Source organism: Amycolatopsis sp. NPDC104587 (genome assembly GCF_055583645.1).
Genome location: NZ_JBVJNO010000017.1, coordinates 139,153 through 158,854 on the forward strand (window position 1 = coordinate 139,153; position 19,702 = coordinate 158,854).

Sequence of the window (19,702 nt, forward strand, 5' to 3'; positions counted from 1 at the left end):
TCAGTCGCGGGTCAGCTTGCGGTGGGTGACACGGTGCGGGCGGGCGGCCTCGGCGCCCATCCGCTCCACCTTGTTCTTCTCGTACCCTTCGAAGTTGCCCTCGAACCAGAACCACTGCGCGGGGTTCTCGTCGGTGCCTTCCCAGGCCAGGATGTGCGTCGCGACCCGGTCGAGGAACCACCGGTCGTGGGAGATCACGACGGCGCAGCCGGGGAACTGCTCCAGCGCGTTCTCCAGCGAGCCCAGCGTCTCGACGTCCAGGTCGTTCGTCGGCTCGTCGAGCAGGATCAGGTTCCCGCCCAGCTTGAGCGTCAGCGCCAGGTTGAGCCGGTTGCGCTCACCACCGGAGAGCACGCCCGCCGGCTTCTGCTGGTCCGGGCCCTTGAAGCCGAACGCGCTGACGTACGCGCGCGACGGCATTTCGGTCTGCCCGACGTGGATGTAGTCCAGCTCGTCGGAGACGACCTGCCAGACCGTCTTCTTCGGGTCGATCCCGCCGCGGTTCTGGTCCACATAGGACAGTTTGACCGTCTCGCCGATCTTGACGACGCCGTCGTCCGGCTCCTCGAGCCCGACGATCGTCTTGAACAGCGTGGTCTTGCCGACGCCGTTCGGGCCGATGACGCCGACGATGCCGTTGCGCGGCAGGTCGAACGACAGGCCGTCGATGAGGACGCGGTCGTCGAAGCCCTTCTTGAGCTTCTCGACCTCGACCACGACGTTGCCCAGCCGCGGGCCCGGCGGGATCTGGATCTCTTCGAAGTCGAGCTTGCGGTGCTTGTCCGCCTCCGCCGCCATCTCCTCGTAGCGGTCGAGCCGCGACCGGGACTTGGTCTGACGCGCCTTGGCGTTGGACCGCACCCACTCGAGCTCGGTCTTCAGGCGCTTGGCGAGCTTCGCGTCCTTCTTGCCCTGGACCTCGAGGCGCTCGCGCTTCTTCTCCAGGTACGTCGAGTAGTTGCCCTCGTAGCCGACGACGCGGCCGCGGTCCAGCTCCATGATCCACTGGGCCACGTTGTCGAGGAAGTACCGGTCGTGGGTCACGGCCAGGACGGCGCCGGCGTAGCGGGAGAGGAACTGCTCCAGCCACAGGACACTCTCGGCGTCCAGGTGGTTGGTGGGCTCGTCGAGCAGCAGCAGGTCCGGCGCGGACAGCAGCAGCTTGCACAGCGCGACGCGGCGGCGCTCACCACCGGAGAGGTGCGAGACGCCCTCCTCGGGCGGCGGGCAGCGCAGCGCGTCCATCGCCTGCTCGACGGTCGAGTCGAGCTCCCAGGCGTCGGCGTGGTCCAGCTCCTCCTGGAGCTGGCCCATCTCCTCCATCAGCGCGTCGCTGTAGTCGGTCGCCATCAGCTCGGCGATCTCGTTGTAGCGGTCGAGCTTGGTCTTGATCTCGCCGAGGCCCTCCTCGACGTTCCCCCGGACCGTCTTCTCCTCGTTGAGCTCCGGCTCCTGCATGAGGATGCCGACGCTCGCGCCCGGCTGGAGGAACGCTTCGCCGTTGCTGGCCGTCTCGATCCCCGCCATGATCTTGAGAACGGTGGACTTACCGGCACCGTTCGGCCCCACCACGCCGATCTTGGCGCCGGGGTAGAACGCGGTGCTGACGTCGTCGAGGATGACCTTGTCCCCGACGGTCTTGCGCACCTTCTTCATGGTGTAGATGAACTCGGCCATACGCACGATCGTAGAGCGCACGTGATCGCGACCTGACGCCGGTCACCGTCGGACTACCGAAAGTCAGCCCGGGATCACCGGGAGAACACCGAAACCGCCGTTTTGCCCCGCTCCGGACCCAGGCTCAAGCTCAACCAGAAGTCGAGACTCAGTCGGCGCGCTTGCCTTCGGCGAGGTTCTTCAGCATCGCGTTGTAGGCGTTCAGCTCTTCGTCGCCGGTCGCCGCTTCGCGCCGGTCACGCCGCTTCGCCTCGCGCTCGTCCTGACGCGACCACTGCACCAGCAGCGCGATCAGCACCAGCAGCACCGGCAGCTCGCCGGACGCCCAGGCGATGCCGCCGCCGAGCCGCTGGTCGGTGAGCAGGTCCGGCACCCACGGCAGGTGCAGCTGGCTGTAGAACGCCTGCCCGATCACGGTCTGCTTGCTCATCAGGATGACGCCGAAGAACGCGTGGAACGGCATCGCGGCGAACATCATCCCGAGCCGGCCGAGGTACGGGATCCGCCGCGGCGCCGGGTCGACGCCGATCACCGGCCAGTAGAAGACGTAGCCCGCGAGCAGGAAGTGCGCGTTCATCGCCAGGTGCGCCCAGTGGTAGTTCAGCGCGTTGTCGAACAGCCCCGAGAAGTACAGCGCGTAGAACGAGCCGACGAACAGCAGCAGCGCGACCACCGGGTGGGTGAGGAACCGCGACACCGGGGAGTGCACCGCCGCGACGAGCCACTCGCGCGGGCCCGGCGGGGCGTCCTTGCCCGCGGCCGGCAGGGCGCGCAGCGCGAGCGTTACCGGCCCGCCGAGCACGAACAGCACCGGCGCCACCATCGACAGCAGCATGTGGTTGCCCATGTGCACGCTGAACATCGCGGGCGCGTACCGGCCGATGCCCGACGACGTCGCGACCAGCAGGACGACGCAGCCGGCGATCCAGGAGACCGTGCGGCCCACCGGCCAGGTGTCCCCGCGGCGGAGCAGCCGCCGGACCCCGGCGAGGTACAGGCCGCCGACGACCAGCGCGAGCGTGCCGTAGACCAGGTCGAACCGGGTGTCGAAGAGCAGCCGCCACACCGTCGGCGGGCCGTCGAGGTTGTAGCCGATCAGCAGCTCGGTGGTGGACGGCTGGGTGACCGCGTCCGCCGGTGGCGGCGTCCGGGCCAGCCCGGCGGCGATGCCGATCGTGACGAACATGATCAGGACCTCGACCGCGGCCAGCCGCATCAGCTGGCCGCCGCCCTTGCCGTCGACGAGGTCCGCGACGCCCTTCCGCCGTTGCTGGTGGCCGAAGACCCCGAGCAGCAGCAGCGCGACCGTCTTCGCGACGACCAGGAGGCCGTAGTCGGTGGTGAACAGGTCGTTCAGGCCGATCCGGACCAGCGCGTTGACCACGCCGGAGATCGCCATCACGATCCAGCAGACCAGCGCCAGCCGCGAGAACCGCTGCGCGGCCAGGCTCAGGTGGTTCCCGCGCCGGTAGCCGAGCGCGAGCAGCGCGACCAGTCCGCCGACCCACAACGACGCGGCGACCAGGTGGAACAGCAGGCTGTTCGTGGCGACGTCGTGCGAGCCGCCCGACGCCGAGTGCCCGGTGACGGCGACCGGGACCAGCCCGCCGACGGCCAGGAAGAACAGCACCGCCGTCCAGCCCCACGAAAGCGCGAGCCGGCAGCCGAGCGCGACCAGGACCGCGATCAGCGCCGTCCACAGCCAGGCCTTCGGCTGCTCGATGGCGCCGACGAGGTCGAGCAGCGTCTGCGGGTCCAGGACGTCGCCGAACGGCTTCCCGGCGGTGTCGGCGGCGGTGAAGGCGACCGAGAGCAGCGCCGCGGCGAACCACACCCAGGCGGCGATCCCGGCCGCGCGCAGGGCGCCGTACCCCTCGGCGCCGAGCGTGCCGGACTTCTGCGGCGGCACCAGGAACGCGGCCAGCAGCAGCGACCCGACGCAGATCACCGACGCGGCTTCCGACAGCACGCGCATGACGGTGATGCCGTACTTGGTCACCAGGCCCGGATCCGGCAGGCCGGCGATGACGTACCCGGCCCCGCCGGTGAGCGCGATCAGCCCGATCGCGACGACCGCGGCCAGCAGCACGCCGACCGAAACGAGGGGTAGCACGCTGGCCCGGCGCTGCGAAGGGACGTCGGTTTTCGTCACGGACTGCTCGGACACGCCCCTGAGCGTATGCCCCGGCCGGGTCATGCCCGCGTAACGGGCAGGATGGAAGCGTGAAGATGATCCTCCTGCGGCACGCCGAGTCGCTCGGCAACGTCGACGAGCTCGCCTACACGCGGATCCCGGACCACGCCCTGCCGCTGACCGACGCGGGCCGCAAGGAGGCCGCCGCGGTGGCCCCGGAGATCGTCCGGCTGCTCGGCGGCGCGCGTCCCGCCGTGTACGTCAGCCCGTACCTGCGCACCCGGGAAACGTTGCGGCTGCTGGACATCGAGGCCGCGTGCGAGCGGCTGCTGCAGGAGCCGCGGCTGCGCGAACAGGACTGGGGCAACCTCCAGGACCCGGCCGAGCAGGAGCTCCAGAAGGCGCGGCGCAACGAGTTCGGGCACTTCTTCTACCGGCTGCCGTTCGGCGAGTCGGGCGCGGACGTCGACGACCGCGTCGCCGCGTTCCTGTCCGACCTGCGGCAACGCGACGAAACTCACCCCGAGACCGTGCTGGTCGTCTCGCACGGGCTCACGCTGCGGCTGCTGTGCCGCCGGCTCTTCGGCTGGAGCATCGAGCTGTTCGAGTCGCTGTCCAACCCGGCGACCTGCGAATACCGCGTCCTGGAGGAGCACGCCGGCAAGTGGACGCTGGACCGCCCGTTCGCCCAGTGGCGCGACTCACCCGACGGGGAAACGCAGCTCTAGCGGGGCGGTCAGCACGACCCGGGTGCCCTGGCCCGGTGCGGAGTCGATCCGGGCGCCGCCGCCGATCTCGGCCATCCGGGCGTGGATCGAGTTCTCGATGCCGAACCCGGTGCGGTGGGCGCCGGTGTCGAAGCCGGTGCCGTGGTCGCGCACGGACACCGTGACGACGTTTTCGCGCGCTTCGAGGCACACGACGGCTGTGTAGGTTTTCGCGTGCTTCAACGTGTTTCGCAGCGCTTCGCGGGCCGCGTCGTGCAGCGCGTTGACAACTGCTTCGGGCACGTCGGACGGCTTCGCGAGCGTGACGAGGTCGACGCGCAGGCCGTCCGCCGTCATCTCGACCGCGAGCGCGCCCAAGCGGTGTTCGAGGCCACCCGGCTCCGCGGGCACGGCGCCATCCAGGCTCAGCCGCAGGCGCAGGGCGTGCGCGCGGGCGGTCCGGCGGACCTGGTCGAGGCTGCCGACCGGGTCGAGTGCGTCCCGGGGCGCCGGCAGCGCCAGCGACTCCATCACCTGCAGCACGGTGTCGTGCACGTCCCGGCGGTGCCGTTCCCGCTCGGCGGCCCGGCCGCGCTGCTCGCCCAGCCCGAGCGCGAACCGCATCGACCCGGCGACCAGCAGCACGATCGCCAGCGCCGTCAGGGCGGCCGCGACCAGGGCGAGCAGGATCCACGTCGCGGGCGCGGGCGTGCCCGAGAGCTCGGCCATGCCGTAGCGCAGCAGCACGGCGCCGAGGATCGCCACCGCGCCGGCCGGCGCCCCGCGCAGCAGCGTCCACACCATGACCGTGCCCATGATGTTCGGCCAGGTCAGCGTGAGCAGGTCGGGTGAGTGCGCCGCGAACACGGCCGCGGCCAGGCTCGTGACGAGCGTGTACGCGGTGTCGGCGGCCAGCACCGGTTTGATGCCGGCGGCCCGCTGGAAGACCCAGGCCACCTCGAGCAGGTTCGGCACCAGGTAGAGCGCGACGGCGAGCCAGAGCACCGGCGCGCTCAGCGGGCCGCCGGCCCAGACCGCCTGCAGGAACAACGCGAGCCGGAACGCGACCGGCACGAGCACCAGCCGCGGCACGGCGCCCTGCACCAACGGAAATCCTGCCCCTCCGGCGAGCGCCCCCGCTCCGCCGAGCAGCACAGTTCTCACGACGTCCTCCCCGGATCAAGGCCCCTACCCTGACCAGCCCACCTGAAACCGTAACGTCGGTGTATTCATTTCAGCTTACGACGCGATCAGCTTGCCCCGCGCGCTTCCGCGCTGTCAACGGGGGTGGGGACCGTAGGGTCTGTCCGGGAAGAGACGCGGCCCGGGAGCGCCCGGCTCCCGGGTTTTTGTCACGATTCGACCGTCAGCGCGTCTTCCCGCCGCCGGGCCCCGCGGGCACCGAGCGCGGCGGGCAGGATCAGGGCGGCGACCGCGGCGACGAACCCGAACGCCACGCCGTAGTTCGTCACCTGCGCGATGCCGCCGACGATCGGCGGCCCGCCCAGGAAGCCCGTGTAGGCGATGGCGGTGACGAAGCCGATCTCGCGCTCGCCGCCGGTGCCGTCACCGCGTTTCCCGGCGTCCCCGGCGAGGCTGAGCGCGAGCGGGAACGACGCGGCGAGACCCGCGCCGGCCAGCGCGAACCCGGCGTACCCGACGGCCGCGACCGGGACGGTGGCCGTGGCGAGCAGCCCGGCGGCCGCCACCGCGGCGCCCACGGCGAGGCAGCGGGTCGGGCCGAACCGCCGCTGGGTCCACGGGCCTGCCAGCCGGACCAGCGCCATGACCAGCTGCAACCCGGCGAACGCCAGGGCCGCCGCACCCTGGCCGACACCGCGTTCGGCCGTCATCAGCAGCGCGGACCAGTCCGAAGCCGCGCCTTCGGCGATGGCCGAGCACAACGCGACCGCGGCGAGCAGCCACAGCACCGGACGGCGGATCGGCGCGCGGCTGCGGGTGACGACGGGTGCTTCGGCGTGCTCGGGGTGGATGCCCGGCACCGCGCGGACCACGAGCAGCAGCACCACGACCGCGACGACGGCGGCCACGGTGAGGTGGCGAGCCGGCGACCAGCCGTGGCCGGCGGCGAGGCCCGCGGCCAGTGAGCCGGCGAGCGCGCCGAAGCTGAACCCGGCGTGGAACACCGCCATGACCGGCTTGCCGGCCCGGCGTTCGACGGCCACGGCGGCGACGTTCATCGCGACGTCGAGCATCCCGACGCTCACGCCGATCACGAGCAGCGCGCCGGCCAGCAACGGCACGTTCGGCGCGTAGCCGATCAGCACCAGCGCTACGGCGGCCAGCGTCGTGCTCCCGGCGACGACCGCGCGGGCCCCGGCCCGTTCGATGAGCCGTCCCGACACCGAGGCGGCGGCGAGCATGCCGACGCTGGCGCCGAGCAGGGCGAGGCCGAAGATCCCCGGGGAGGCGTGCACCTGCGCGGCCAGCGCGGGCGTGCGCGACGCCCACGAGCCGAGCGCGAGCCCGTTGAGGGCGAACACGGTGAACACCGCGGTCCGCATGGCTGCCCCTTCCCTTGTGCGATTCGGGGAGTGTCTCTCAGGCCGGCTGCACATAACATCGCCTCCCCCTCCCCGCAAGACCTTCCGCGAAGTTGTGGACAACCATTCCCCCACCGGGTGACCGGCGCCCACTTGTCCACAGAATCGAATTTGCGGGCTGACAAATCCCCGCCCGCCCGCCAATCTGGAATCACACGTTCACCGCGGCCCCCAGAGCCGCGACTCCCGAGGGGAAACCATCCATGTCTTCACTGCGCCTTCGTGCCCGCGTCCCGCACCTGCTGATCATGGCCGCGCTCAGCCTGCTGACCTGCACCGGAGCGGCCCAGGCCGCCTCCGCCGCGGAGGATCCGGGCTGCCAGAAGGGCGAGTTCTGCCTGTGGTCGTCGAACGTCTACGAAGGGGACACGCAGCGTTTCGACCTGCGCACCGCGAATCCCGGGGAATGCATTCCGCTGCCGGCAGGATTCGCCGGCTGGTCGTTCGCGAATCTGATGAGCCGCGATGTCACGGTGTACCAGAGCGAGGAATGCTCGACGGAGGGCGATTTCACGACGTACCCGGGCGGCGGCACGTACGTCCCGGACGCGCCGTTCGTGGTCCGCGGCATCCAGATCTGGGAGTGACCGGGTGACCCGGGCCCGAGCCCGCCGCCCGCTCCAGGGGGAGCCGGCTCGCGGCGGCGGCCGGGCCCGCCCGGGGCCGCTCCCCCCGAACAGCGGCCCCACCCGTGGGCGCACCACTGCGGCGTGGCGCGCCCACGGGCCCCCAACCAGCGGCTCGCCGCCTGTGACTGCCCACAGCGCCGGGCCTCACACCTGGTTCCGAGCGGCGACTGCCCGCAGGACCGGAGCCCACGCCTGGTTCCGAGCGGCGGCTGCCCGCAGGAGCTGGCTCATCACGACCGGTTCCGCCCGGCGGACGTTCCCCCGCCGCGGCGAGCGCACCTGGCACGGGTTCAAGCCCGGGGCGCCTCTCCATCTGCGGTTTGGTGTCCGGCTGGCCCGCCTCCGGCTCCCGTCCGGCGGGGCATCTCTCCGGGCAGTTGCGAACGGCCCAGCGCCGATTCGCAGGCGAGCAGGCGCCTCCGGCGGCTGTGACCTGGCGTCCAGGACCGGTCAAGGCTGAGCAGGCACCTCTCCGCAGCATCAGCGGCTGGGTGTCCAGCACCGGCCAGGCTCACCACCCCAGCTGCAGCCCGGCACCCAGAACGAGTCGAGACCCAAGCAAGCACCCTCACCACCGCAGTTGCAGCCCGGCAATCAGGAACCAGGCCAGGTCCAGCAGACGGCCCATCACCGCACTGCAGTCCTGCACCCAAGACCAGTCGAGACCCAAGCAAGCACCCCACCACTGCAGCTGCGGCCCGGCACTCAGAACCAGCCAGGCCAGCAACACCCCACCACCGCAGCTGCAGCCCGACATTCCAGCTGGCCCACTACCGATTCCGCTCCGCCGGGCGTCCTCCACCGCAGCTGCAACCCGGCGTCCAGCACTTGCCCCGTCCTGCCCCGGCCGGGGCCGCTCCCCGCCCCGAGCCACCGCAACCGCGGCAGCCCTTCCCCAGCTGGGCGCGCCGTTTCCACCAGCGGCGCGGCCAACCCAACCGCCACAGCTCTGCAACCGCGCCCAGCCTCGATGTCGAACCGACCGTCCCACACCTCGGAAAGCTCTGAGGCCCACCGCCTCCACCACCACTGAAGTCCCACCCACCGCAGTTCGCCCCACGCCACCAGGACACCCACGAACCCACCCGGGAAAGCCCATGCCACCGATCACCCTCACCGACCGGCTTCACCCGACCGGGCGTCACCCGCCCACCACGCCCGGGTGGCATTGGTCCGTACAACCACCGCCGGTGGTTCGCCCCCGCGCGACATCACTCCCGCCGCGCCCCGAAATTACGTCGAACGAGACCTGAAACGATTCGCCGGTGTCGAACGATCGAGAGAGTGGCGACGACTAAGCTGCGGATGCCGGGCGACCGGCGAGACCGGCACAGGTCGTCGGCGCTGGCCCTCGTAGCTCAGCTGGACAGAGCAAGAGCCTTCTAATCTCTAGGTCGCAGGTTCGAGTCCTGCCGGGGGCGCCACCAGGGAAGACGCCGTGCGCGGGGCGCGCACGGCTTCCCCTTCGACCAGTGACCGGCCCCACATCGGCGGGCACCCACTGTGGACGGTCAGCGTCCCGGCGCCGCGACCGGACGTCGCACCGCGCGAGCGGCCAAGTGGCCCAACCGCTCCCTACCGAGCTCCACTCGAGACAAGCTTGTTATCTGGGCGGCAATTCACCATTCCTGCGCGCCGCAATCGAACGATCACATTGAGCGATAGGACCGACATGACCGACCACCCCTCCGCCGGCCGGCACCGGCGCCGCCGGGCCAACCGGGTCGCCCGGGCACAACTGGACGCGGCGCGGCAAGCCGGGCTCGTCCAGCGGCACCTCAGGAAACTGCGGCACCTCGGCGAGCGCGGCACCCCCGAGACGGCGTTGCTCCCCGACTCGCCGCACGTCATCGGCACCACCATCGCCGGCCGGACGCACAGCCCCAGCACCCCGCCCCTCACCACCGAGCCGCTGTCGCTCCACCTCGCGCCCGGCGAGACACCCGGACCCGGGATTCCGCCCTCCACCGCAGGTCGAACACACAAACCCGGCTCCCCCACGAAAACGCCGCTGTCCGGCCCCGGCGTCCCACCCTCCACAGCGGATGCCGCCTGAGCCAATCGAGAAGAAGGCGCTTGCCGGATCGACGCTAGTTTGAACCCAACCGAATCGGCGAGCCAGGAGTGGCCGTGCGCATCTTGTTCACCACCGTCGGTCTCCCGGGCCACCTCTTCCCGCTGGTTCCGCTCGCCTGGGCCTGCCGCGCGCGCGGGCACGAGGTTTTGGTTGCCACCACGGAAGATTTCCGGCCGACCGCCGTCCGCACGGGCCTGCCGGTCGTGGCGTGGAGCAGTTCCGGTGGCGTCGCCGATGTCGCGGCGACGGATCAGGCCACCGAAGACGAGCGGTTCGCACACGGCCTCGCGTTCGCGAAAATCGCGCGGCGCAGCCTTTCCGGCGCGGACGAGGTCATCCGGGACTGGCGGCCCGATCTGGTCGTGAGCGAAAAGGCCGAGCTGGCCGGGCCGGTCGTCGCGGCCGAGCGCGGGCTGCCGCGCGTCGAACTGCACTGGGGCGCCGCCCACCTGGCGGAGTACCGGGCCGCGTGGGAAGCCGAGTCGGGCAGTCCCGCGCCCGAGGCCGACGTCCTGCTGAACCCGTGGCCGCCGAGCCTGCGGGCCGCCTACGCCGAGGCCCACCAGAGCATCCGGCACGTCGCCCACAGCGGGGACGCGTCGCTGCCCCGCTGGCTGATCGGCGCCCGGCGTTCACCGCGCGTCTGCCTGACGTTCGGCACCCTGCTGCCGCACCTCGGCTCGCGTGACGTCGGCGGGTTCATGGTGCCGCTGCTGCGGCGGCTCAGCTCACTGGACGTCGAACTGGTGGTCGCGATCGACGACCAGGTCGCCGCGTCGTGGCCGGCCTTGCCCGAGCAGGTGCGCCACGCCGGCCGGCTGCCGCTCGCCGAGGTGCTGCCCACCTGTTCGGCGGTGATCCACCACGGTGGGCAGGGCACCACGCTGACCGCGTTCGCCGCCGCCTGCCCGCAGGTGGTGATCCCGCAGTTCGACGACGCCTTCGACAACGCGGAGGCCGCGGTCAAGGCCGGCACGGGAATCATGCTGCTCCCGGCGGAGGCGACGATCGAGGCCGTGCACCGCGCTTGCCGCGAGCTCCTCGAGTCGCCCGACCACCGGACGGCGGCGGAGCGGGTGGCGGCGGAGATCGCCACCCAGCCGAGCCCGGCCGACATCGCCGCACAGCTGGAAGACCGGACCTGACACCGTGGGGCTCTTCACGCCGGAGCCGGGAAACCGCGACGACGTCTCATCACCAGGCGAGCACCGGCGGGGAATCTCCCGCTGTGCTCCCCAAAGCCGGTCCCGTGACGGTCAAGCCGCCTGGCGGCCCGATCCCGGGGCGCTTTCTTCCCCGGCTGCGGACGCCGGGAACGTGCTGTGTCCCGGATGCACGGCCACGTACCGGACTTCGCCGTCCAGCAGGACTTCGACGTCCGTGCGTTCGCCCGGAACGAACGCTCCGCCGCAGACGGCGCACGTCTGCTGGCGTTCGGCCGCGCTCATCGGGCTTCCTCACGCGGGGAGTATGCAGAAAGCCCGGGGATCCGCTGGGGTTCAACGCTTTCGGTCATCATGCACCTCGAAGGGGTTGCGCAGTGGATATTTCACACCCGTCCAGCTCACCGCACTTCACGGCCGCAGGGCTTCTCGTCCGTTGCGCACCGGTCCGGCGCGGCGGTTTCCCGCAAGGTGGCGGTACCGGCGGTAGTCATCCCGGCCACGGTGGGCAATCTCGGAGATGCCGGGGCGTTTCCCCCACCGACAGACTTGAGTGGATATCACCACGGGGGAGGAACCCGGTCTGAGGCCGGACCTTCGGCGGGCCGTCTCGCGCACGTCCGAGCCCGCTCTTCCCGCCCCTCGGCGTGCGCTCGTTGGGAGGCCAGCGGGATGGCTATGCGCCTCCAGCTCATCGCGGGTTTCGAGGTGCTCGAGGAATGGTCGGCCAAGGCGACGCAGGCCGAGCGAAACATCGTCTACGAGGCATTGTTCGCAATCGGAGACGGCTCGGTTTTCCTCATCTACGACGTCTTCGGCGACCCCGAGCACATTTACCATTTCGTCATTCTGGTGAAAGCCGACCTGACCCTCAAGGTCGCCATCAACCGGAATGAGTCGACGTTCGAAATCCGGTACGTCGGCACGCTCGACGACGACGCCGCGGCCGCGGCCGGTGCGGCCCTCGTCGCCGAGGTCGAGGCGGATGTGGACATCGACGAGCCTTGACCCGTTCGCGAACGGGCACTACTCCGAACGTCGCAGTCCCCAGGTGATCCGCGCCGCCGCTCGCGCGGATCACCCCGGTGATCGTGTATCCGTCATCTTGCGATGCTTCCGTCGCTCTGGAATCCTCGGCCTTGTTGGCTCATCGGGGGTTCTCGGGGGAAATAACTAGGAGGCCACGCAAATGTCTTCACCTGAATTCGCCGGACTGGACGTTTCCGGCCGGGTGCGCGCGCGGGACATCCAAATGGCGGGTGTCGCCGACGTCCGCCGCCGGGTCATGATGATTTCGGGCGCCATCGACACGACCGACCACGACGTCTCGGTGACGGTGAACCTCCCGGAGCCGGGGCGCTGGCAGATCATCAAGTCCGAGACGAACCTCACCGACCAGACCTGGGTCGCGATGCAGGTCGTGATGGACGACGAGTCGACCTTCGTGAACGACCCCGAGACCCTGGTGATGTCGCGGCAGTTCTCCAAGTCGTTCATGACCCCGGACCAGCGCCGCCTGACCTTCTACGGTGGCGAGGTGCGACCCGGCGAAGCGGTCATCAAGGTGTACGAAATGGAGACCAGCGCCCGGAAGCCCGCCTACTCGTACTCGCGCTACAGCCCCATCGCCACCGACAGCCTCGAGCAGTCCGAGCAGACGCTCGAAGAGATGGTGACCAACGGCATGCCGCGGCGGCCGATGGTGGAGATCGTCGTCCCCGTCACCGTGATCGGATGACCACCGCGCCCGGGCCCTTGACGAGCTCGTTCATCCCGGAGCCGCACCTGCTCGGTTCGCCACGGGGCCGGGCGTGGCCACGGCTGCCGTTCCCGCCCGTCCCGCCACGCGACGAGCTGCCGGCCCGAGCCGACGTCGTCGTCGTGGGGGCCGGTCCGGCCGGGCTCGCGGTGACCTCGGCGCTGTGGCACCACGGGGTGCGCGACGTGGGCGTCCTGGACCGGGGCGGCCGGGCCTGCGGCCGGTTCTTCGGCCGGATCGACCTGCTCGGCCAGCGGGTGCTGCGGTCGCCGTACGAACACCATCCCGGGGTCGAGGGGTACCGCGACTGCGAGCTGCTGGACTTCGCGCGGCTGCACTGGGGGCGGCTGACGCCGACCGAACGGCGCGAGGTGCGGATGTCGCAGGCCGGGCACCGCTCGGTGGTGCCGGTGGACGTCTTCGAGGCCTACTGCGAACACCTCGTCGCCACGCACGAAGTCGCGGAAAAGACCTGGCGGGCCAGTGTCCAGCAGGTGAGCCCGGAGGCGGACGAGGTCGTCGTGCGCACCGACCGGGGCACCGTGACCGCACGCCACGTCGTGCTGTGCCCCGGCGAGGAACGCCGCGAGGCGCCGGACAGCTGGTGGGGCGGCGGGGCCGCGCCACCCGGGGTGACGTACTGGGACGAGCGGCTGCCGTCGGGCATCACGGGCCGTCAGGTGGTGGTCGGCGCCGGGCTGAGCTCGGCCCACCTGATCACCGCGGCGCTCGAGGCCGGGCGCGAGGTGCACTGGGTGGTCCGCGCGACCGGTGAGCACTACCAGTGCGCCGACGTGAACTCGAAGTTCTTCCGGCCGGAGGGCCGCGCCCGCATCGGCGGGGTCCAGTGGAAGGACCGGCTCGGGCTGTTCGCGCAGTACCGGCGCGCGTCGGTGATGTTCGAGTTCCGGCCGGCGCTGGAGCGGGCCGAAGCCGAGGGCCGGCTGGTCGTGCACCGCGGCGAGGAGATCACCGGGCTCTCGGCCGGGATGGGCGGGACCGCGGTCCTGCGCCTCGCGGGCGGCCGACGGGTGAGCGGCGACCACGCCGTGCTCGCGCTGGGCACCACACCGGAGACCGGCCGCGGGTTGCTGCCGGCGTTCGCCGTCGGCGAGCGCGACGGCTGGCCTGACCTGGACGAACGCACCCTGGCCTACACGCACGCCCCCCGGGTGTCGGTGGTCGGCGCGGCGGCGGGGATGGTCCTGGGCCCGGCGGCCCGCAACATCGACGGCCACCGGGTGGCGACGGCCCGGGTGGCGGACGCGGTGGCCCAGAGCCTCCGCCACGACGACGCAACGGCGGCCCTCCCCCGCCGCAACAGGGTGGGGGCCGGTGTCTGACGCCCCCACCGCACACCCGGCGGCTGCCTCGCACAGCGGCCGACCGGGGCTGGTCCCCGCGAGACCGGCGCCAGTAGCCGCCGCCACGAGACCACCGGCACCGGCGGCCCGCCCGCACAGGCACGATCCCACCGGACACCCGGCGGCGGCTGCCGCCTCGCACAGCGGCCGACCGGGGCTCGCCCCCATGAGACCGGCGCCAGTGGCCGCCGCCTCGCACGGCGGCCTGCCCGGGCTCGCCCTCGGGCGGCGGGCGGCGCCGCAGCTCCACCCGGCCTCCGCGCGCTCCGATGTGGCCTTGGTTGCGCCCAACGCACCGAACACCACATCGGGGCGCACCGGCCGACGCATCCCGGCTCCCCAAGCCCCCGCTTCCGCAACCCCGCTCCCGACTCCCCCGCGGAGGTGACCCTCAGTGCCTGACTCCCGCTTCGACCTCCCCGACCTCGACGCCTCACCGGACGAGGAAGCCGGGGTGATCCTGCTCGGCCTCGACCCCGACCGGCTGCTCGCCGGACTCGGGTTCGCCGGGCTGGCCGACGATCCCGGGCTTGTCACGCAGGTGGTCGACCGGGCGCGGCACGGGCTTTTCAGCGCCGGGCACGCCGAACTCGTCACCAGCGGGGTGCGGCAATGGCGGCGGCTGCGGCCCGCCGTCGAAGCCGTGCCCGGGAAAACGCCGTCCGGGGGCATGCGGCGGGAATGGCGGGACACTGCCAGGCGGGTCGAGCGGGCCGTTCCCGGTGCCGGGACGGCGTCGCGGAGCTATCTGACCGCCTGCTGGATCCGCCGCGACGAAATCGAGCGGCTCTGCGACCGAGAGGAACTCCACAATGTCCTACCTGAAGTCCCTGCCGGCTGAAACGACCCTGCTGCAGGTCTTCCGGGCCCACCCCGAACCGGCGAAACACCTGCTCGCCTTCCACGAAACGCTGTTGCGCGGGGATTCGCCGTTCACCACCGGGGAACGCGAAATGATCGCCGCCTACGTTTCGGGGCTGAACAGCTGCGACTACTGCCACGGGATCCACACCGTGACCGCGGAAGCCTTCGGGGTTCCGGCGGGTGTGCTCACCGCCGCGGTCGCCGATCTCGACAGCGCGCCCGTTTCCGAGAAGCTCAAGCCCGTGCTGGCCTACGTCGGCAAGCTGACGCGGACGCCCGCGCGGATGACCGAGGCCGACGCCGAGGCCGTCTTCGCCGCCGGGTGGGACGAGGACGCGCTGCACGACGCCGTGCTCGTCTGTGCGCTCTTCAACTTCATGAACCGGATGGTCGAAGGCATCGGCATCAAGGCGGACCCGGCCTACGCCACCGAATCCGGCGAGCGGCTCGCCGAGGTCGGGTACGCCGGTCTGGCGCGGTTCCTCGACGAGTGACCGGAAACCAGTGACCGGAAAGACTCAGCCGGGCAGGCCGGAGCGACGCCACGCAGCCGGTGACGTCGCCCAGCCGGCCCGGCGGCCCCACGACGACCGGCGGGGCTCCGGCGCCCGCCGGCGGGCGCGCAGCGCCGCGTGCACCGCCACCAGGGCGGCCAGCTCGTAGTCGTCCGGGTTGCCGCGCACCACCTTCAGCTCGTCCATCGTGGTAAACCCCTCAGATGGGCTGGTTGCCGTGTTTCCTGGCCGGGCCCGGCTTCCGCTTGTCCGCCAGCATGGCCAGGCCCCGCGCGAGCGCCGCGCGGGTCTCGGCCGGGTCGATGATGTCGTCCACCAGCCCGCGTTCCGCGGCGTAGCTCGGGTTCAGGTACTCGCGGGTGTACTCGTCGACGAGCTTCGCGCGCAACGCCTCGGGGTGGTCGGACGCCGCCAGCTCGCGCCGGTGCAGGATGTTCACCGCGCCTTCCGCGCCCAGCACCGCGATCTGGTTCGTCGGCCAGGCCAGTGAGAGGTCGCAGCCGATCGACCGAGAGTCCATCACGATGTACGCGCCGCCATAGGCCTTGCGCACGATCACCTGGATCCGCGGCACGGTCGCTTCGCAGTAGGCGTGCAGCAGCTGCGCGCCCTGCCGGATGATCCCGCCGCGCTCCTGCTCGACGCCGGGCAGGAAGCCGGGCACGTCGACGAAGCTGACCAGCGGGATGCTGAACGCGTCGCAGAACCGCACGAACCGCGCCGCCTTCTGCGACGCCGGGCCGTCGAGGACGCCCGCGAACACCGCCGGCTGGTTGCCGACGAAGCCCACCACGCGCCCGTCGAGGCGGGCCAGCGCGCACAGCACGTTGCGGGCCCAGCCTTCGTGCAGCTCGAAGAACTCGCCGTCGTCGGCGACCTCGGCGAACAGCTCCCGCATGTCGTAGGGCTGGCTGTGCTGCACCGGGACGAGCTCGGCCAGCCGCGGCCGGTAGTCGTCCTTCGCGCCGGTTTCCGCGACGATCGGCGGGGCGTCGAGGTAGTTCGACGGCAGCAGCGAGACGAGGTACCGGACGTCGGCCAGGCAGCTCTCCTCGTCGTCGTGCACCACCGTCGCCACGCCGGACATCGAGCCGTGCACGTCCGCGCCGCCGAGCTCGTCGTGGGTGACGCGGCGGCCGGTCACCGCCTCGACGACGTCCGGGCCGGTGAGGTACATCCGCGCGGTGTCCCGCACCATGAACGTGAAGTCCGCCAGCGCCGGGGAGTACGCGGCGCCGCCGGCGCACGGCCCGAGGATCACGCTGATCTGCGGGATCACGCCGGACGCCTCGACCTGGCGCCGGAAGATGCCGCCGTACCCGTCGAGGGCGAGCACACCCTCCTGGATGCGGGCGCCGCCGCTGTCGTTGAGCCCGATCACCGGGGCGCCGTTCGCGATCGCGAGGTCGAGGACCTTATGGATCTTCTTCGCGTGCGCTTCCCCCAGCGAGCCGCCGAAAACGGTGAAGTCCTGGGCGTAGACGAACACCCGACGGCCGTCGATCGTGCCCGAGCCCGCGACGACACCGTCGGTGTACGGCCGGTTCCCGGTGAGCCCGGGCCCGCTCGCGCGGTGCCGCCGGTACGGCTCGACCTCGACGAACGAGTCCTCGTCCAGCAGCAGGTCGAGCCGCTCGCGGGCGGTGAGCTTGCCCAGCGAGTGCTGGCGCCGGACCGCCTCGAGCTTGCCCTCGACGATGTGGGCGCGCAGCTCCTCCCGCTGCTGCCGCAGCAGGGGCATCTCCGCCGGCTCCGGCGGGACCGGCTCGGCCGTCCTGGCCAGCGCGATCACCTGAGCCTCGCCGTCGTCGACCCGGCTCAGCCGGCGACGGCCCTGCTGCAGCGCTTCCGGAACCGGCACCACCTCGGTGTCGTCGGCGCGTTGCGCCCCGGACTCGTGCCGACCGCTCACGCGGCGTCCCGCATCCCGGTGTCACGGGCGGCGTTGTCACGCGCGATCTCCGCGACGATGTCGGACCACACGATGCCGCGGCCCAGCCGGGGCATCGGCCGGACCGGCCACTCGGCGGGCACGTCCGCGGCCGCGACGGCCGGTGCGGGCGCGGGGGCGATGCGGATGGGCTCGGTGGCGTCGCTGGCGGTCATGACAGTGCCTCCTCGATCTCTGCGGCTCCGGGCGCGCCGGAGCCGTCGTCCGATGTGGACGATGTGGACGCTGGGCCCGGCCCGGCCGCGATGCCGGCCTGCCGGTCGGTCAGCCGCCCGGTCGTGTGCAACCAGGCCACCGTGTCGTGCACCGTTTCGAGCGCCGGCCGCGCCGGGACGTCCGCGCGCGGCGCGGCCGCGTCGACGGGCACGGCGGTGGCGCAGACGTAGATCGCGCCGTACTCGGCCGGGATGTGCCACGGCCAGACGTGCTGGAGCAGGTCGGCGGCGCGGCCGACCGGGTACATCGAGCGCGGCGGCAGGAACACCGCGGGCAGCCGGCGCCCGGTCGCGGCGCGGACCGTCGCGAGGTACTCGCGGGTGGCCAGGAAGTGCCCCGGCCCGAAGAACGCGTCGCCGGCCGGCGCCGTCCCGTCGAGCAGCCGCGCGTGCAGCTCCGCCGAGTCGCGGACGTCGCCGATCGGCAGCCCGCGTGCCGGCCAGATCGGCATCAGGCCGCGCAGCAGGTCCCGCAGCCGCGCGTTCTGGTCGCCCAGGTGCGGGTCGTGCGGGCCGAGCAGCGCCGGCGGGTAGGTGACGACCACCGGCGCGCCGGCCTCGCGGTGCCCGCGGGCGATCCGCTCGGCCGCGGCCTTCGACGCGAGGTAGGCCTCCCGCGGCTCGCCGACCGGGCTGGCCGGGCCGATCGACGGCTCCCGCGTCGGGTAGAGGGCCCCGACGGTGGAGACGTGCACGATCCGCCCGGTGCCGGCCCGGCGCGCGGCGTCGAGCACGACCTCGGTGCCGTGCACGTTCACCCGGTCCAGCTCGGCGCGACGCCGGCTGTCGAAGGTGTAGACGCCCGCCGCGTGCAGCAGCGCGTCCGCCCCGGCGACCAGCCGGCCCACGGCTTCGGGCGCCGTGACGTCACCGGCGACGACGTCCACAGTGGACGGATCGACGCCGAGCGGCCCGAGCGCACCGGCCACGCGGGCCGGGTCACGGGCGAGCAGGCGCACCCGGTGGCCCCGCCGCAGCAGCGCCGCGACGGTGTGCGCACCGAGGAACCCGGTGCCGCCCGTGACCGCGATCAGCATGACCTCGTCCCTTCTCAAGCCGCGCGGGCGCGCCCGTCGACTTCGTGGTACTGGCCGCCGTAGAAGACCAGCGCGTCCTCGCCGGTGCCCCGGCTGGTGGCGACCACCCGGCCCAGGAAGATCGAGTGGTCACCCCCGTCGAGCACCTGGGCCAGCTCGCATTCCAGCCAGGCCAGCGTTCCGTCGAGCAGCGGCGCCCCGGTCTTGGCGCCTGCCGTCCAGCCCACCGCGTCGAACTGGGCCATCCCGTCGGGACGGCGCCAGTCGGCGAAGTACTTCGACAGCTCCTGCTGCTCGGCGGCGAGGATGTTCACCGCGAACGAGTCCGCGGCCACGATCGACGTGTGCATCCGCGCCGCCTTCGACACGCAACACAGCACCAGCGGCGGCTCCAGCGAGACCGACGAGAACGCGTTGGCCGTCATCCCGTGCGCGTCCTCACCGCCCGCCGTCAGCACCGTGACCCCGGTCGCGAACTGGGACATCACCTGGCGCAGGCCGGGCTGGGCCGAGAGCCCGCGCCGCGCCGCTGATGTCGGCAGCCGCTTGAGCACACCCCGCTCCGGCGGCCGATCTGTCTCGGTCGACACGATCAGACTCCCTTGCCGTTGACCGAACCCGCCGCGTGGTACGGCGCCAGCGCCTCGCGCAGCTGTTCCGGCACCCGCGACGGCACGGTCGCCGTGTTGGGGCCGCGCATGCAGGCGATGCGCTGGCGACCGCGGGCGACGAGCCGCTCGCCGTCCGGGTGCAGGTGGACGTAGTCGAAGGTGAACTGGATCTGGGTCTGCGTCAGCTCTTCCAGGCGCAGCCGGATGGACAGCTCGTCGAAGGCGGTGATCTCGGCGAAGAACTCGCAGTCCACCTTGAGGGTGAACAGCTTGAGGTCGTGGCGGACCTCCTCGAGCACGGCCGGGGCCTTCTCCTTCAGGAACATCTCGCGGCACCGGCCCTGCCAGCGCACGTAGTTCACGTAGTAGACGTTGCCCACCAGGTTGGTCTCTTCGAAGCCGACCGTGTGGCGGATCTCGTAGTAGTCGGTCATC

The 19,702-nt window shown here is 71.9% G+C and carries 21 protein-coding genes and 1 tRNA gene; 10 read left to right on the forward strand and 12 right to left on the reverse strand.

Translation table 11 applies throughout. From position 1 onward, the window contains the following. Both ettA and ACZ61C_RS40545 read right to left on the reverse strand, forming a co-directional pair. Positions 1-1,677, reverse strand: coding sequence for an energy-dependent translational throttle protein EttA (gene ettA / locus ACZ61C_RS40540; protein ID WP_465313247.1), 1,677 nt, complete (start codon positions 1,675-1,677; stop codon positions 1-3). A 148-nt stretch (positions 1,678-1,825) separates the two neighbouring features. After that, positions 1,826-3,844 carry a bifunctional copper resistance protein CopD/cytochrome c oxidase assembly protein gene (locus ACZ61C_RS40545; RefSeq protein ID WP_465313248.1) on the reverse strand — a complete coding sequence of 673 codons (2,019 nt, stop codon included), beginning with the start codon at positions 3,842-3,844 and terminating at the stop codon, positions 1,826-1,828. A 56-nt stretch (positions 3,845-3,900) separates the two neighbouring features. On the opposite strand from ACZ61C_RS40545, the gene ACZ61C_RS40550 reads away from it, so the two are divergent. Further along, positions 3,901-4,539, forward strand: coding sequence for a phosphoglycerate mutase family protein (locus ACZ61C_RS40550; RefSeq protein WP_465313249.1), 639 nt, complete (start codon positions 3,901-3,903; stop codon positions 4,537-4,539). On the opposite strand, the gene ACZ61C_RS40555 is transcribed toward ACZ61C_RS40550, so the two are convergent. Both ACZ61C_RS40555 and ACZ61C_RS40560 read right to left on the reverse strand, forming a co-directional pair. Continuing rightward, positions 4,513-5,673 (reverse strand): sensor histidine kinase, encoded by a 1,161-nt coding sequence (locus tag ACZ61C_RS40555; protein WP_465313303.1) that lies wholly within the window; start codon positions 5,671-5,673, stop codon positions 4,513-4,515. The two genes, ACZ61C_RS40550 and ACZ61C_RS40555, sit on opposite strands and share 27 nt — an antisense overlap. A gap of 197 nt (positions 5,674-5,870) precedes the next feature. After that, the gene (locus tag ACZ61C_RS40560) at positions 5,871-7,043 is read right to left on the reverse strand and encodes an MFS transporter (RefSeq protein ID WP_465313250.1); all 1,173 of its coding nucleotides are present in this window, start codon (positions 7,041-7,043) and stop codon (positions 5,871-5,873) included. A gap of 242 nt (positions 7,044-7,285) precedes the next feature. Here ACZ61C_RS40560 and ACZ61C_RS40565 point away from each other — a divergent pair, with 242 nt between their 5' ends. Beyond that, entirely contained in the window at positions 7,286-7,669 is a 384-nt protein-coding gene (locus tag ACZ61C_RS40565) for a peptidase inhibitor family I36 protein (RefSeq protein WP_465313251.1), read from the forward strand. Between the two features lie 610 nt (positions 7,670-8,279). Here the strand turns inward: ACZ61C_RS40565 and ACZ61C_RS40570 are convergent. Next, positions 8,280-8,438, reverse strand: a complete 159-nt coding sequence (locus tag ACZ61C_RS40570) for a hypothetical protein (RefSeq protein WP_465313252.1) — start codon at positions 8,436-8,438, stop codon at positions 8,280-8,282. Between the two features lie 620 nt (positions 8,439-9,058). On the opposite strand from ACZ61C_RS40570, the gene ACZ61C_RS40575 reads away from it, so the two are divergent. From ACZ61C_RS40575 to ACZ61C_RS40585, 3 genes are all read left to right on the forward strand, one after another. After that, positions 9,059-9,135: transfer RNA gene (locus ACZ61C_RS40575), tRNA-Arg, on the forward strand. A 248-nt stretch (positions 9,136-9,383) separates the two neighbouring features. Continuing rightward, positions 9,384-9,767: a hypothetical protein gene (locus tag ACZ61C_RS40580; RefSeq protein WP_465313253.1), complete on the forward strand. Its 384-nt coding sequence runs from the start codon at positions 9,384-9,386 to the stop codon at positions 9,765-9,767. A gap of 74 nt (positions 9,768-9,841) precedes the next feature. Further along, positions 9,842-10,933: a nucleotide disphospho-sugar-binding domain-containing protein gene (locus ACZ61C_RS40585; RefSeq protein WP_465313254.1), complete on the forward strand. Its 1,092-nt coding sequence runs from the start codon at positions 9,842-9,844 to the stop codon at positions 10,931-10,933. A 111-nt stretch (positions 10,934-11,044) separates the two neighbouring features. Here the strand turns inward: ACZ61C_RS40585 and ACZ61C_RS40590 are convergent, their stop codons facing one another. After that, the gene (locus tag ACZ61C_RS40590; RefSeq protein ID WP_465313255.1) at positions 11,045-11,236 is read right to left on the reverse strand and encodes a hypothetical protein; all 192 of its coding nucleotides are present in this window, start codon (positions 11,234-11,236) and stop codon (positions 11,045-11,047) included. A gap of 393 nt (positions 11,237-11,629) precedes the next feature. Here ACZ61C_RS40590 and ACZ61C_RS40595 point away from each other — a divergent pair, with 393 nt between their 5' ends. The 5 genes from ACZ61C_RS40595 (at position 11,630) to ACZ61C_RS40615 (ending at position 15,432) form a co-directional block, all read left to right on the forward strand. Next, positions 11,630-11,959, forward strand: coding sequence for a DUF6235 family protein (locus ACZ61C_RS40595; RefSeq protein WP_465313256.1), 330 nt, complete (start codon positions 11,630-11,632; stop codon positions 11,957-11,959). Between the two features lie 244 nt (positions 11,960-12,203). After that, positions 12,204-12,689: a DUF6423 family protein gene (locus ACZ61C_RS40600; RefSeq protein WP_465313304.1), complete on the forward strand. Its 486-nt coding sequence runs from the start codon at positions 12,204-12,206 to the stop codon at positions 12,687-12,689. Next, a complete protein-coding gene (locus ACZ61C_RS40605; protein WP_465313257.1) occupies positions 12,686-14,053 on the forward strand; it encodes an FAD-dependent oxidoreductase in 1,368 nt (455 codons plus the stop codon). The genes ACZ61C_RS40600 and ACZ61C_RS40605 overlap by 4 nt, the downstream gene beginning before the upstream one ends. Before the next feature lie 415 nt (positions 14,054-14,468). Then, entirely contained in the window at positions 14,469-14,915 is a 447-nt protein-coding gene (locus ACZ61C_RS40610) for a DUF6187 family protein (RefSeq protein WP_465313258.1), read from the forward strand. Next, the gene (locus ACZ61C_RS40615) at positions 14,887-15,432 is read left to right on the forward strand and encodes a carboxymuconolactone decarboxylase family protein (protein ID WP_465313259.1); all 546 of its coding nucleotides are present in this window, start codon (positions 14,887-14,889) and stop codon (positions 15,430-15,432) included. The genes ACZ61C_RS40610 and ACZ61C_RS40615 overlap by 29 nt, the downstream gene beginning before the upstream one ends. 24 nt (positions 15,433-15,456) lie before the next feature. Here ACZ61C_RS40615 and ACZ61C_RS40620 read toward each other — a convergent pair whose 3' ends face one another. Genes ACZ61C_RS40620 through ACZ61C_RS40645 form a run of 6 tightly spaced genes read right to left on the reverse strand, consistent with a single transcriptional unit; the run spans position 15,457 to position 19,701 of the window. After that, on the reverse strand, positions 15,457-15,639 hold the full coding sequence (locus tag ACZ61C_RS40620) for an acyl-CoA carboxylase epsilon subunit (RefSeq protein WP_465313260.1): 183 nt from the start codon (positions 15,637-15,639) through the stop codon (positions 15,457-15,459). Positions 15,640-15,652: 13 nt separating this feature from the next. Further along, on the reverse strand, positions 15,653-17,365 hold the full coding sequence (locus ACZ61C_RS40625; RefSeq protein WP_465313261.1) for an acyl-CoA carboxylase subunit beta: 1,713 nt from the start codon (positions 17,363-17,365) through the stop codon (positions 15,653-15,655). Further along, entirely contained in the window at positions 17,362-17,559 is a 198-nt protein-coding gene (locus ACZ61C_RS40630) for a DUF6222 family protein (protein ID WP_465313262.1), read from the reverse strand. The genes ACZ61C_RS40625 and ACZ61C_RS40630 overlap by 4 nt, the downstream gene beginning before the upstream one ends. Further along, positions 17,556-18,656 carry an SDR family NAD(P)-dependent oxidoreductase gene (locus ACZ61C_RS40635; protein ID WP_465313263.1) on the reverse strand — a complete coding sequence of 367 codons (1,101 nt, stop codon included), beginning with the start codon at positions 18,654-18,656 and terminating at the stop codon, positions 17,556-17,558. The genes ACZ61C_RS40630 and ACZ61C_RS40635 overlap by 4 nt, the downstream gene beginning before the upstream one ends. Before the next feature lie 14 nt (positions 18,657-18,670). After that, positions 18,671-19,210, reverse strand: coding sequence for a flavin reductase family protein (locus ACZ61C_RS40640; RefSeq protein ID WP_465313305.1), 540 nt, complete (start codon positions 19,208-19,210; stop codon positions 18,671-18,673). A gap of 38 nt (positions 19,211-19,248) precedes the next feature. Beyond that, on the reverse strand, positions 19,249-19,701 hold the full coding sequence (locus tag ACZ61C_RS40645) for an acyl-CoA thioesterase (RefSeq protein WP_465313264.1): 453 nt from the start codon (positions 19,699-19,701) through the stop codon (positions 19,249-19,251). Between the last annotated feature and the right edge of the window lies 1 nt (position 19,702).

Coding starts and splice junctions, on each gene's coding strand:
- ettA (WP_465313247.1), bottom strand. CDS start 1,677: ATGGCCGAGTTCATCTACACCATGAAGAAGGTGCGCAAGACCGTCGGG.
- ACZ61C_RS40560 (WP_465313250.1), bottom strand. CDS start 7,043: ATGCGGACCGCGGTGTTCACCGTGTTCGCCCTCAACGGGCTCGCGCTC.
- ACZ61C_RS40565 (WP_465313251.1), top strand. CDS start 7,286: ATGTCTTCACTGCGCCTTCGTGCCCGCGTCCCGCACCTGCTGATCATG.
- ACZ61C_RS40580 (WP_465313253.1), top strand. CDS start 9,384: ATGACCGACCACCCCTCCGCCGGCCGGCACCGGCGCCGCCGGGCCAAC.
- ACZ61C_RS40590 (WP_465313255.1), bottom strand. CDS start 11,236: ATGAGCGCGGCCGAACGCCAGCAGACGTGCGCCGTCTGCGGCGGAGCG.
- ACZ61C_RS40595 (WP_465313256.1), top strand. CDS start 11,630: ATGCGCCTCCAGCTCATCGCGGGTTTCGAGGTGCTCGAGGAATGGTCG.
- ACZ61C_RS40600 (WP_465313304.1), top strand. CDS start 12,204: ATGGCGGGTGTCGCCGACGTCCGCCGCCGGGTCATGATGATTTCGGGC.
- ACZ61C_RS40605 (WP_465313257.1), top strand. CDS start 12,686: ATGACCACCGCGCCCGGGCCCTTGACGAGCTCGTTCATCCCGGAGCCG.
- ACZ61C_RS40615 (WP_465313259.1), top strand. CDS start 14,887: ATGTCCTACCTGAAGTCCCTGCCGGCTGAAACGACCCTGCTGCAGGTC.
- ACZ61C_RS40620 (WP_465313260.1), bottom strand. CDS start 15,639: ATGGACGAGCTGAAGGTGGTGCGCGGCAACCCGGACGACTACGAGCTG.
- ACZ61C_RS40630 (WP_465313262.1), bottom strand. CDS start 17,559: ATGACCGCCAGCGACGCCACCGAGCCCATCCGCATCGCCCCCGCGCCC.
- ACZ61C_RS40635 (WP_465313263.1), bottom strand. CDS start 18,656: ATGCTGATCGCGGTCACGGGCGGCACCGGGTTCCTCGGTGCGCACACC.
- ACZ61C_RS40645 (WP_465313264.1), bottom strand. CDS start 19,701: ATGACCGACTACTACGAGATCCGCCACACGGTCGGCTTCGAAGAGACC.